This window comes from Nostoc sp. 'Peltigera membranacea cyanobiont' 210A, assembly GCF_002246015.1.
Lineage (GTDB): Bacteria > Cyanobacteriota > Cyanobacteriia > Cyanobacteriales > Nostocaceae > Nostoc.
In genome coordinates, this window is sequence record NZ_NOLJ01000005.1 from 207,963 (window position 1) to 220,743 (window position 12,781).

The following is a 12,781-nucleotide window of genomic DNA, read 5'->3' on the forward strand; positions in this document are numbered from 1 at the left end:
GCAAGTTTTGAACTTCGGCAACCTTTCCCGATATAAGCTATCTCTCAAAATTATTATAAATTTGTTTGAGTTATTGCTGTTCTGTATTAATCAGAATTTCCAAGGTTAACTCATTAAAAAATCAGTCAAAAATATTCTTAATAATAAGCTGCACCAATCAATGCCAATAAAAAGCCCTCAAGCAAAGATGAGGGCTAGGCAGTTTTTTTTTGCTAGAGATATCAGATCAATTCCTTCTAAGCACGAGTACGCGTAATCTGAGCAGTATCAAAGTCTTGTAGCCGAGTCATATTTCCACTGTTCTTATCAACAATAAACACAGCATTAGGTGTCTCATATCTCATCGCTCCAAAGGCGAGGAGTTGACCTGTTGTAGAGCAAACTAAGCTTTGTAAGCCATTATTCCATGCTTGACCATTAACTTTCAATTGTCCTAGTCTGATGGGCTTTTTTTGATTTGGATCTAGCTGCACCAGAGTTGTCTCACCATACGCACCAACTATAGAGGTATAAAGTATTCCATCTGGGCACTCAGCGAGATTGCTGACCCGCTCATCCTCCAGGAATTTAACCTTACTAATAGAACTTATCTCTCCTGTTTGAAGATTAATATCTACCAATCTGATCGGTGGTGTACCGTTCTTCTTTCCTACTAGACCAATGAGTCGCCCATCATTAGTACCTAGCAAGCTGCCAAGCTGTTGATTTGGTTTAAGTCCTGAGACTATCAAAGTTTTTACAGGCGTACCCAAAAATGTAATGCGACTAGGTGTCGGCTGTCTCCGACTAATCGCAACCGGAGTAATGGCTACAACAAGTGTGCCATTGCTTAAAGAGGTAAAACCACTCAATATCTCATTAGGTTCTAATAGAGGTGTACTTTTATCCGTAAGTACCTGAGCCTTTCCTGTCATTAAGGATTGCAAAACTAGTCCTACAGGCTTAATATCTGTGCTTACACTGGTTAGGGCAGTGTTCTCTACTAATTCAGTGGTGTTTACCTCTGTAATAACCGTTTGGTCAGTATTAATGATCGGGCTAGAACCTATACCTACAATATTTAAACTTGGTGTTTCTGCCAAGGCTTTCTTGGTTAGATAACTAAGTCCAGATACTACAGTTCCAGCAAGTGCCAACTGTCCAAACCGTCGACGTGATACCTTGTAATTCATATTTTCCTTCCTAAAATTAATGACTTTTATTAGGTAGCAGTGCGAACATAAACAGATAAGGCTAAGAGGTTGTTTGAAAAGTCCTCAAGCGTGTGTTTCACTACCCTGGCTACCGAGAAACTGCTACGATAGAATCGGAGTTTTGGGATTTAAGATCGCGCTCCTGAGTAGCACTTGAGGCTCAAGCAAACCCTTTTCAAACATCCTCTAATATATTTGCGTCCAGGTTGCTACTGAGGGTGTTCCATTGTTGTTACTAATGAAAAGCATGTACCAGCCTGGGGGTGCGATGTTTCGATTGTTTATGACCGTGACCTTAAGAGAAGTAGCGTTTCTAGAAATAATGGGTGCATCCACTAACCTTTGTTCTGTATCGCAAGAATGGGTAGTTGCCATTGGTCTAATAAAACTAACCCACTTAATATTCGCAGCTTGGGGTGTCTGAATCGTAAATTGCTGCCCGTAGGTCACTGTTTGAGGAGCGCTCTGAATAACTGGACGCGATCGCGACATATACGCAGGACTGTAGATTTCTAATCGCAGTTCATTGACCCTCCGTTGAGGGTTCCCCCCAGCTGTGACGACCCTACCATCTGGTAGCAGTAAGGCCACCGAGTGATATACGCGGGGGACAGTTTGTTTCGCTACTACTGTCCAGGTATTTGTAGCTGGATTGTAGATTTCTGCTGGCAGCATTGATTGTGTTGTGTCTTCATTCATTTTGCTACCATTGCAAACAAACACTGTGCGATCGGGCAATAAAACTGCGCTGTGATGCATCCGAGCATAGTTTAAAGGCTTTGCTGCTACGTAAGTTGGATTACTAGTTTTTAAATCGACAATATTTACCCTCTTTGTTGCTGTCTTACCACTACCCCCACCGAGAATCATCACCTTTTGATCTTGTGCAGGTGGTAAAAGGAGACTGGCAGCTTGATCGCCAAAAGCTATGTCTTGCAGCCCTGTCACCACTGTTTCTGTAATGGATTGTGTAAATGTCTCTGGCAGGGTTAATATCCTTGGTGTCACTCCAGTACCACCCATCTGGGCACCTGAATAAAAAATCTTTCCACTACTTAGTAGAAACAAATGCCCGTATGCCGGTAAAGCACTAGTTGTTGGAAAAGCTTTCCAACCATTTGGAAAGAAAGCAGAATAAATTTCTGGTTGTCTATTGAGCTTGCCATCTTTATCCGGCCCAGACACTGCTAAGACTCGACCACTGCCTAGTGTTAACACAGTAGGATACCAGCGGCCATTATTCATTGATAGGATCTTGACCCATTTTTCAGCAATGGGATCGAACATCAGAGCATAGGGTGAACCATAAAATGGGTCATAGCGCAAAGTTCCACCTGCAACTAGTAACTGACCATCAGGGCGGAAGGAGTGACCAGCGCAAAAAAGATCCATAGGTTGATTGTTACTATCCAATGGAGGCGCTTGCTGGGAAAAGGTTCCCTTTTTGACATCCCATACCACACTGTCATAGGGAGTATTTAACCGATTGGGATCGTTACCTGAGCCACAGAAAAAGAGTATCTTACCAGTACGAAGTAGAGCGGCATGTATAGGTAGGATTGGAGCTTTGTACGACAATACTTGCCATTTATCTGTAGTCGTAGCCTGAGCAATGAAAGTCCCTAAATCTGTTTCCTCTTGAAGGTTAGTCTTGTTATTAGGTTGAGTCACTTTATTTACAATTATTCCTACGTGAACTTTATTTTATTAATTGATTTCTCAATTTATATCTATACTTCTTTAGGCTTATTTAGCATTAAGATATGATGTGTTTTATAATAAGTAAATGTAAAATCAGCTTTATAAATAGTAATTGCGCTGTCAATGATCCATCCTGTAGAGTATCTAAATTAAGCCTGAAATACATTGCTGCTATAAATAATACTACATCTTATTCATGAAGTTTTATCATCACATATTTTCTCACAGAATAAAATAAACATCTTTGGTTTTGCGGCCTCAATTTGTGAAATAATCGAAAATATCTAATCACTTTTGGATAATCAGATCAATTAATAAAAAGCTTGTATAGTAAGGTTTTTCTAGGTTCCAACTAGCAACATTAATTTGTGAACAGATATTAATCAAGAATAATTATTCCAGACCATCTGTATGCCTACAACTATTTAATGTGGCGGATTACTTCGGCAACTGACCAAGCTTGAGCGATCGCTCCTCTGGGTGTGTGAGGTGAATCGCCATCAAAAATCTCAGAAATAGAACCAAGACAAGCCTCAAAGAAAAAGTGATCTAGCAAGGGTTGCCAATCAAAAGGCAGCGATTGTTGTGGATAAAAACGTTGCCAAGCCCGAATATATGGCCCAATTAGCCAAGTCCAAACAGTGCCTTGGTGATAAGCGCGATCGCGTTGCTGTTGATTACCCTCATATTTCCCTTTATATTCGGGATCTCCTGGATCGAGACTGCGAAGACCATAAGGTGTGAGCAAGCTGGTAGTTGCCAAATCTAATATCTGACACCCTTGCTGTTCGGGAAACCCACAATGGTGTAGGGACAGCGCCAAAATGGCATTCGGACGAATTTGAAAATTCCGGCGATCGTCCGGCTCAATAGTATCGTACAGATAACCTAGCTGAGGATTCCAGAATTTTTGCAGTGAGATTTTCACGTGTTGTGCTTGGTTAGCATAACGCTGTGCTTGCTTAGTGAGACGCACTGGTGAGCCATACTCCATTTGGCTCAAGCGCTCTGCCCACTGACTCAGCCAACATAAGGCAGAATACCACAGCGCATTGATTTCCACCGGCTTCCCGTAACGGGGTGTAACGGGGTGTGCCCCAATTACGACATCCATCCAGGTGAGAGCTACACCACGAGCATCCCAACTAACTAGCCCATCGGTAGCATCAACCTGGATATTGAAATGTGTACCACCGACAAATGCTTTATAAATTTGCTGTACTACAGGGAATTGCTCTGCCAAAAAATCCCAGTCTTGACTAGCTTCTAAATAAAGTCCTAAAGTTTCAATCCACCACAATGCCACATCAATGCTGTTATAAATTGGTTCGCCATTGAGATCGGGAAATGCATTCGCAATTAAACCGTGGCGACAATAATGCCCAAAAGTTCGCAATACTCCTTTTGCTACGTCAAAGCGCTGTGGAACGAGTGCCAACCCCGGTAAAGCGATTAATGTATCGCGTCCCCAGTCATTAAACCAATGATAACCAGCAATGACCGTAGGGCCTGCAATTGAGGCTCGATAGACGATAAACTGATCGCTTGCTTTAAGTAGTTGTTGCCAGATTGGGAATTGAACATAAGAGGCAGAGGGGCCAAGGGGCAGAGGGGCAGAAGGGAAAAACTTACTGCAACTTCTCCCTTGCTCCCCTGCCCCTATACCTGAGTCTCTCCATCCAAAAATCTGTGAGAGCCTTTCTTGCTCTGCCTCCACAGCTTCTGCGAAGGTTTTGATGGTGAGAACACTTGGCACTGAGTCAGGAAAACCGACTCGTGCTTCTAAAGTCACCGTGTCTCCTGGTTGAAGTGTGACTATCAAGTAACCAGGACTGTGGAGGTCTTCTTTGTCGCCTAATCCCCGTTTTGTCTCCTCAGACAATCTATAATCCCAATACCAAACTGCATCTGGTTGATAATTTCCTTGTGTCCAGCGCAAGTGCCAAGGTATGCCGAAGCGCCCAGAATTGATTGCTTGCAGACAGACTTGCTGTTCCCCTAGCAATTGTGAAAACTGTAATTCTTGACTAGCAGTCTGCTGGTGGTGAAAGTCACGTTCTGCTATCAACAGTCGCAACCGTAAAATCGCTGTTTCAGTTCCCTCGTAGCGATACTGGATTAAAATTCGATGGCAAAATTGGGCATTGGGCATCAGAGGCAGAGGGGCAGGACTTCGGCTCCTTTCGACTTCGCTCAAGGCAAGTCGCTCTGTTACCGAGGGGCAGAGGGGCAGAGGGGAAAAACTTTCTGCAACTTCTCCTCGGTCACTGAGCGTAGCCGTTGGCGCAGCCTCTCGTAGAGAAGTGCTGCTCCCCTGCTCCCCTGCTCCTTTGCTCTCCCGCCCTTTGTCCCCAATCCCCAATCCCCAGTCCCCAGTCCCCACCAAACCATAGGGCATTACCAATTGTCTGGTTAATTGCCAGTTATCTTGACCCCAAGTCCATTTAGGAACTGGGTTAATATCAAAACGGCGTAGCTGTTCGTAGCCAGTTCGCTCAATCTGACCGTTACCCCAAACATTTGTCCCCAGTGCCACAACGCGCCCTAATATTTCTAAGCTAGCTTCTAGGTGCGAAAACAGCAGAGTCCTTCCAGAAGGTGGGTTTGTGGCGGCAAACAGCCAACCATGATAGGTGCGCGTGCGGACATCAGAAATTGTACCGCTGGCAAAACTTCCTAAGCCGTTGGTAAGCAACCATTCTCTTGTATCTAAATCAGGCATTTGCTACTCAAAATCGTTATGAGTATGATATAGTCGTAACAGATCGTAATTAAACTGTGAGAGCGTGGATGGGTAAATTTTATTTGACCCAAATTCTAACGCTACTAAACCGATAAAGGAGAATTAGGTTAATGTCCCTTACTTACGGAACCGAAGGAAGCCTCCGCGTTGGTCAACAAGCTCCCGATTTTGCAGCAACGGCTGTGGTAGATCAGGAATTTAAGACAATCAAACTTTCCGATTATCGCGGTAAGTATGTCGTTCTGTTTTTCTACCCACTAGACTTTACCTTTGTTTGTCCTACTGAAATCACAGCATTTAGCGATCGCTACGAAGAATTCAAGAAAATCAATACCGAAGTCCTTGGGGCTTCCGTTGACAGTGAATTTTCTCACCTCGCTTGGATTCAAACAGATCGTAAGTCTGGTGGCGTCGGCGACCTGAATTATCCTCTAGTCTCCGACATCAAGAAAGAGATCAGCGCCGATTACAACGTTCTTGACCCAGCAGCAGGCATTGCCTTGCGTGGTCTGTTCATCATCGATAAAGATGGTATCATACAGCACGCCACCATTAACAATCTAGCTTTTGGTCGTAGCGTTGATGAAACCCTGCGGACATTACAAGCAATTCAGTATGTTCAGTCTCACCCTGACGAAGTTTGCCCAGCTGGTTGGCAACCTGGTGACAAGACTATGAATCCTGACCCAGTGAAGTCTAAAGTCTACTTCTCTGCTGTCTAAATTTCGCTAGCTAAAAAACTCTAATCCAGCCTTTTGGAGTTGAAAGCAAAATCAATGAGAACCACAGATAAACAGAGATACACATTAAACAATGTCAACCTCCGTAAATATCTGTGGTTTTTTATAAAATACTATTTAAATAATCAAGGTTAAAAATATGTTGACTTCAACTGACTTTAGTGGCTTATTAAATGAGAGATTTTTCCGTAATTTTTTACCAGTTCCAGCTAGCAATCAACTCAGATTGGGAGTGGGAACACCAGACTTTCAATTGCCAGATATTACCAACGGAACTTTAGTAAGATTGTCTGATTATAAAGGCAAACAACCAGTGTTACTGGCCTTGACTCGCATTTTTACCGAAAAGCAATATTGCCCTTTTTGTTTTCCTCACATCAAAGCTTTGAATGAAAAGTACGAACAATTTAAAAATCGCGGTATAGAAGTTTTAATGATTACTAGTACCGATGAAAGGCAGAGTCAAATAGTTGTCAAAGATTTAGGCTTAAAAATGCCACTATTGAGCGATCCTAGTTGTCGAGTATTTCGTACATATCAAGCAGGACAAGCACTAGGAGCGCCTTTACCAGCACAGTTTGTATTAGATAAAGAAGGAAAACTGCGCTACTGGCATTTATTTTCTTTTTTGGATAGCAATGCTAGTGTTGAGACATTGTTAGAACAATTTAATTAACTATAAATATTCAAAAGAAATTGCATTTGGTGCTAAAAATTAGGAATTGGGAACTCTTAAGATTTGAATGCTAATTGAGACCCTAATCAAATCATCAAATCTTAATAGTTTTACATAGGGAACTCCAAAAAATAAATTATCCAATTTTTGGAATCACAACGACTTTTCCTCCCCCTGCTCCCTGCTCCCTGCTCCCCTGCCCTAAAAGCGATGGGATATTTTTTTATTTGGAAGTCCCATATTTGGGGAGTATTACGAATTACAAATTATCTTTGAGGATAATACTGGGGATTCATAACTGGAGATTGATAACCGTTTGTGGGTACTGTACTTCCTATCCCATTAGGTACAGGAGCGACAACAGGAGGCTGATAAATGCTCATGGGCGTAGTGCCTGTTGTACCGTTAGGTAAAGCAGGATTCGCAACCTGGGGCTGATAACCATTTGCGGGTACAGTGTTTGTAGTGGCGTTGGGTGTGACAGGATTTTGGCTAAACTCTTGGTAGGCTGCACGAGAAATTGAGCTAATCAATTTTTCGGCGCGGGGGTCGTTTGCGGGACGTTGTACCATTACAGAGGCTATGTAGCGCTTGCCAGTTGGAACAACAATTAAACCTGTATCTGCCAACATTGTGCCGATATCACCCGTTTTGTGGTATGATCTTGCACCTGTCCCCAAACCTGATGGCAGCAGAGTGTCTCTTTGGGTGCGACGCAAGATATCAAGCATGAGATCGCGTGATGGCATACTGACTAAATTTCCTTGACTTACAATTGCCATCAAATTCCCTAGTTCTTTGGGGCTAGTAGTGTTTGTCCCTTGCAAATCTGGGAGTTGATTACGAATTGTTGTGGTTGTCAATCCCCAACTACGGAAACGCTGGTTTAAAGCGTCCATTCCTCCCAGTCGGGCAATCAGCATATTTGTCGCTGTGTTATCGCTGATTGTAATCATTTTAGTGACTACTTCCAAAGCGGCGTACTGAGTTCCCGGTGGTTTGTATTGCAAATCTCCCGAACCGCCGGCTACCATATCCTGTTGCATGGTCAGCATATCATCTAGGCGAATCTTCCCCGCGTCCACATCCTGAAAAAAGGCAATCAAAATCGGTACTTTAATCGTGCTAGCCGCCGGAAAACTGGTAGAGGCATTGATATCTACATAATTACCAGTATCTAAATCTACTAAGAAAATTCCAGGTGTGAGATTTGGGTTGGTAGCCGCCAAATTTTGCACGGCATTTTTCAAAGAGGAAATTTCCTGAGATAGGTATAGACTCGAAGCTGCGGCTGGGGGAGTTTGCGTAGGTTGTGGCTGCGATCGCGCCACATTACTAACATTATTATTAGATTGCGACGCCGAATTTGTGCTGATGCGATTGGCTGGATCTAATACTGACAACACCGTGCCCACAATTGCACCCATCCCAACACCCACAATCAATAACCGCAAAACATACAATACGGTTTTGGCCATTGGCTTTAACTGGGTTTTTCGCGATGAGCGTCTGCCTGTTTTTGGCTTTTCCATCCGCACTGTTTTAACCATCACAGCACCTGGTCGAAAGGGAGGAATTTTTCCCTTTACACTAGGTATTGATTTTACTGCCGTTGGCATAACTAACCCCGATTTTACCCTACGTGTAGCGCCAGGGATTGGGGGAGGACTAATTTGATTTTTTGGGCGTGTTAGTACCCCTTCTTGTCCATTTGTAATTTGCTGCTGACTGTTAACTTTAACTCTCTTTTTGACCACTTTTTGAACTTTTTGTGGCTGCTGGCGACGATTTAAGGGTTGACGCCGCGAGAAAGCTGTTAGTTCGCCACTTGATTCTGACACCGTTACTCCTTGTGACCGACTTGACTGTTTTCTTGCCGACTCTTGACCCCAAACTTAATCTTTAAGCAATATTAATACTCAAATTCCACTTTGCCACTAAGTAGCATTTTTGTGTTTAGTTTAAGCCATATTAATTATTTTGGGGGGATGATTGCGTATATATTAAACGAATAATTACAAGTTTTCACTATCCCTCTGGTTTTTCAGGGCCCATTCTACCTGCTGCAAAATTCCTCGCAGCATGGCCACCTCCCCAGTTTTCAAGTGAGCGCGATTATACAATTGGCGAAATTTTCCCATACGACTAGCTGCCGTATGGGGATATATATAACCAATTTTCAGTAATACTGATTCTAATTGCTGGTAGTATCCTTCCACAACATCCAAGGGTGCGAGTTCAATTTGAGGTAAGCTTTGAATGTCAAGTTTTTGGGCACATTGTGACAATTCATAACAACAAATTGCTACAGCAGTAGCCAAATTTAGGGCGACATAATCTTGACTTGTGGGAATGCCAACAAACCGCTGTGCATAATTTAATTCTTCATTGCTTAATCCCCGGTCTTCTCTGCCAAAAATCAGGGCTGTGGGTTTTTCTGGTTCCTCCAGTAACCAGGGTAGTGCAGTGCGAGGATTTTCTAAAGGTGTTTCTAAACTACGAACGCGACCAGTAGTAGCGATCGCCCGTACACATCCATGCAATGCTTCTGGTAAGGTTGCGACTATTACCGCAGATTCTATAATTTCCTGAGCGTGAACAGCCATCATCAAAGCTTCCGTCGAAAGCGGATCGCATTGGGGGTTCACTAATACTAAATTATATAGACCGAAATTTTTCATTACCCTGGCGATCGCGCCAATATTTATCGGCCCAGCTGGTTCTACCAACACAATTCTTAATCCAGCCAAGCCCATTTTTTGCCTCCTGCGATCGTACCAGTACTTACAGGCTAATTTTCAGCGTTGTGGTTCTGCTGAAGAGTTTCCCTGAAATCATTTTAGCTGTGTAAGTGAATGCCTGCGTCAGGTCTAAACAGTTCAGCGCAATCTTTGCCGTTCAGCTAGTCGTTCGTCACTATTTATTTGTAGTAATCTAATCGTTGTACGTCCCATAGGCGTTAATCCCACTAGATTCAATTCTGAAAATGTGAAGTGTTCAGCCCATTTCTGGGTGCGTGGGTTAAAGAGAAAACTAAAAGCCCCTGTTTCTGGATCGAAAGATCCTAAGTCAGTGCCTTTATGACGATTACATCGCCAGCAGGTGAGGGCTAAATTATCAGCATTTGTTGCGCCACCGTGCTTTTGAGCAATAACATGATCAATCTCATGGGCAAAAAAAGCAACTCCTGCGGGTAATTGGCAATATTCACATCTGTAGTTTGCGCGTTCTTCTACCAGTCGGCGAAGAACAACCGGAATATAGGTTGCACTCACAGTCAGCTGGTCAAATAAGATAAGTTACCTGCTTTAATCATCACAACTAAGTGTTCAATACGTTCATACTCATCTAGTTCTTTCAACTCCGTGGGTGTAAGTTCACCTGCGTTACTGCGTGTTAACAAGGTACGCAACCGTTCTTGCATTTCGGGAGTAGGTTTAAATTCAGCAATTTGTTCAGGAGTGGGGTTGCTAGCCAAAAAATCTAGGATATATCGGTAAACTTGTGCTGGTACAGCTGGTTGTTGGAGACTCAATGCAAGTAGTTCAGGTAAGCGATCGCCTACTTGTGCTAGTTGTTGAGATAATTCCTCTGATACTTCTAGAATGATTCTTGGCATGGGGATTGCATTGGCAATTTACTTATTATTAAATGATATATCTCGAAATTTTTCATTACTCTAGCGATCGCGCCGATATTTATCGGCCCAGCTGGTTCTACCAACACAATTCTTAATCCAGCCAAGCCCATTTTATTGCCTTTTGCTTGGTTGTTGAGCGTAGTCGAAACACTGCCCCCTGCCTTTCTTCGCAATAACAGACTAACCAAATATGTCTCACATTCTGGTCGAAAATCTCAGGAAGACTTTCTTTGTGTCTGAACGTTCCTCTGGGCTTTTCGGTTCAATACGAGGACTTGTGCAGCGAAAAACTAAAGAAGTTTATGCCCTCAAAGGAGTTTCGTTTTCCCTGGAACGGGGAGAACTTGTAGGATACATTGGCCCAAATGGAGCCGGTAAATCAACCACGATTAAAATTTTGAGCGGTATTCTCGTACCTTCCAGTGGAAAATGCCTAATTGGCGGACGAACTCCTTGGAAAGATCGAATTAAGCACGTTAATCGCATCGGTGTAGTGTTTGGTCAAAGAACACAACTCTGGTGGGATTTGCCAGTGATTGAGTCTTTCGATTTGCTGCGCGATATTTATCGCGTTCCCCAATCGGAGTATCGCCAGACACGCGAAGAAATGATTGATTTGCTTGGTCTTGCCAGCTTTCTCTCGACTCCGGTGAGGCAGTTAAGCCTTGGTCAAAGGATGCGATGTGACTTTGCAGCCGCAATGCTTCACAGACCGGAAATTCTTTTTCTTGATGAACCCACCATCGGGCTTGATGCAGTTTCCAAGCTTGCAGTCAGAAAATTTATCAAAGCGCTGAATAAAACTCATCAAGTAACCACCATCCTGACTACCCATGATATGGATGATATCGAGGCATTGTGCGATCGCATAATTATTATAGGTGGAGGTGAAATCCTTTGTGATGGAACTTTAGCAGCCCTGCGTTCTCAAGTTTCCTCGCGCCGATACTTAAGAATCGACCTAGCAAACGATGATTTCTTCTTTGAAGAAGAAGGAGTCAGTATTATCTCTAAAGAAGGTCGCACCGTAACTCTCGCCTTCGATCCCACAAAGCTTTCTGCTGCATCTTTGATTAGCCAAGTTACCTCACAACATGAAGTAGAGGATCTTTTTGTAGAAAATCCACCCATTGAAGAGATAGTTGCTGAACTTTATGCAATTTCAGCCGGAATTATCCCATGAAAGCATATTGGTCACTATTTGTTGCTAGATTTACACTGCTGTTGCAATACCGTGCTGCTGCTTTGGCTGGCGTTGGAACTCAGCTTTTCTGGGGGTTAGTGAAAGTAATGGTTTTACAGGCATTCTTTACTCATACAACCTCTGCTCAACCGATCACTTTTCCAGAAACTGTAGGATATATATGGCTGGGACAGGCGTTTCTAATGGCGATTGTCCCTTGGGGAGGTGATAGAGATATTCAAGAACTCATCCGAACTGGTGCTGTCGGATACGATCTTCTCCGACCCACAGACCTTTATAATTTTTGGTTTACTCGCGCTTTGGCACTTCGTACAACGCCCTTGATACTTCGTAGCATTCCGCTTCTGAGTGTCACAATTTTTCTTTTTCCCCTTTTAGGACTTGATGAATGGTCGCTTTCTTTTCCACCCTCGTTTGCTTCTTTTGTTGCCTTTTTTATCTCTTTTATTGGCGCAATTTTACTTTCGTCTGCATTAACTATGCTTCTGACTGTATCAATGATGTGGACAATTTCGGGCGAGGGGATTAATAGTATTCTACCTACTCTTGTTAGTATATTCTCTGGCATGATTGTTCCGTTGCCACTTTTCCCTGAGTGGAGCAAGCCTTTTTTGAATGTACTTCCTTTCTCAGGACTAATCGACAAACCTTTTCGTCTTTTCACTGGTAATCTTCAACCAAACGCTCTGTTTAATATATTGCTGCATCAAACTTTCTGGATAGTTGTCATTATTATCCTTGGGCGTATTCTTGTGAGATATGGCATAAAAAAGCTTGTAATTCAAGGAGGATAGGTAAATAATTCGTAATGACGCTCGCGGACTCGCTACCGCTACGCTAACGTAATTCGTAATTTTTTTAGCAGGAAGATAGGTTAGGTAATT

General features: G+C 43.0%; 11 protein-coding genes and 1 pseudogene. 4 read left to right on the forward strand and 8 right to left on the reverse strand.

What is annotated here, in order from left to right; genetic code table 11:
• Nucleotides 1-236: 236 nt before the first annotated feature.
• The 3 genes from CDG76_RS17060 to CDG76_RS17070 all read right to left on the reverse strand — a co-directional run bounded on the left by CDG76_RS17060 (nucleotide 237) and on the right by CDG76_RS17070 (nucleotide 5,616).
• The gene (locus CDG76_RS17060; protein WP_094350165.1) at nucleotides 237-1,172 is read right to left on the reverse strand and encodes a hypothetical protein; all 936 of its coding nucleotides are present in this window, start codon (nucleotides 1,170-1,172) and stop codon (nucleotides 237-239) included.
• A gap of 207 nt (nucleotides 1,173-1,379) precedes the next feature.
• Complete coding sequence (locus tag CDG76_RS17065; protein ID WP_094350166.1) at nucleotides 1,380-2,864, reverse strand: galactose oxidase-like domain-containing protein; 1,485 nt, start codon at nucleotides 2,862-2,864, stop codon at nucleotides 1,380-1,382.
• A 451-nt stretch (nucleotides 2,865-3,315) separates the two neighbouring features.
• Nucleotides 3,316-5,616 carry an amylo-alpha-1,6-glucosidase gene (locus CDG76_RS17070; RefSeq protein WP_094350167.1) on the reverse strand — a complete coding sequence of 767 codons (2,301 nt, stop codon included), beginning with the start codon at nucleotides 5,614-5,616 and terminating at the stop codon, nucleotides 3,316-3,318.
• 131 nt (nucleotides 5,617-5,747) lie between these two features.
• Here CDG76_RS17070 and CDG76_RS17075 point away from each other — a divergent pair, with 131 nt between their 5' ends.
• On the forward strand, nucleotides 5,748-6,359 hold the full coding sequence (locus CDG76_RS17075; RefSeq protein WP_094350168.1) for a peroxiredoxin: 612 nt from the start codon (nucleotides 5,748-5,750) through the stop codon (nucleotides 6,357-6,359).
• Between the two features lie 157 nt (nucleotides 6,360-6,516).
• On the forward strand, nucleotides 6,517-7,053 hold the full coding sequence (locus CDG76_RS17080; RefSeq protein WP_094350169.1) for a peroxiredoxin family protein: 537 nt from the start codon (nucleotides 6,517-6,519) through the stop codon (nucleotides 7,051-7,053).
• Between the two features lie 266 nt (nucleotides 7,054-7,319).
• Here CDG76_RS17080 and CDG76_RS17085 read toward each other — a convergent pair whose 3' ends face one another.
• The 5 genes and pseudogenes from CDG76_RS17085 to CDG76_RS36240 form a co-directional block, all read right to left on the reverse strand.
• Nucleotides 7,320-8,894: a serine hydrolase gene (locus tag CDG76_RS17085; RefSeq protein ID WP_094350170.1), complete on the reverse strand. Its 1,575-nt coding sequence runs from the start codon at nucleotides 8,892-8,894 to the stop codon at nucleotides 7,320-7,322.
• Nucleotides 8,895-9,068: 174 nt separating this feature from the next.
• Nucleotides 9,069-9,809, reverse strand: coding sequence for an RNA methyltransferase (locus CDG76_RS17090; protein WP_094350171.1), 741 nt, complete (start codon nucleotides 9,807-9,809; stop codon nucleotides 9,069-9,071).
• Nucleotides 9,810-9,932: 123 nt separating this feature from the next.
• A complete protein-coding gene (locus CDG76_RS17095) occupies nucleotides 9,933-10,328 on the reverse strand; it encodes an HNH endonuclease (RefSeq protein ID WP_094350172.1) in 396 nt (131 codons plus the stop codon).
• 2 nt (nucleotides 10,329-10,330) lie between these two features.
• A complete protein-coding gene (locus CDG76_RS17100) occupies nucleotides 10,331-10,672 on the reverse strand; it encodes a hypothetical protein (RefSeq protein ID WP_094350173.1) in 342 nt (113 codons plus the stop codon).
• 1 nt (nucleotide 10,673) lies between these two features.
• Nucleotides 10,674-10,803: pseudogene (locus CDG76_RS36240) on the reverse strand (TrmH family RNA methyltransferase); the annotation flags it as partial.
• Between the two features lie 80 nt (nucleotides 10,804-10,883).
• Here CDG76_RS36240 and CDG76_RS17110 point away from each other — a divergent pair.
• Nucleotides 10,884-11,876, forward strand: coding sequence for an ABC transporter ATP-binding protein (locus CDG76_RS17110; RefSeq protein WP_094350174.1), 993 nt, complete (start codon nucleotides 10,884-10,886; stop codon nucleotides 11,874-11,876).
• Nucleotides 11,873-12,691, forward strand: a complete 819-nt coding sequence (locus CDG76_RS17115) for an ABC transporter permease (RefSeq protein WP_094350175.1) — start codon at nucleotides 11,873-11,875, stop codon at nucleotides 12,689-12,691. Before CDG76_RS17110 ends, CDG76_RS17115 begins: the two co-directional genes overlap by 4 nt.
• Nucleotides 12,692-12,781 lie beyond the last annotated feature (90 nt).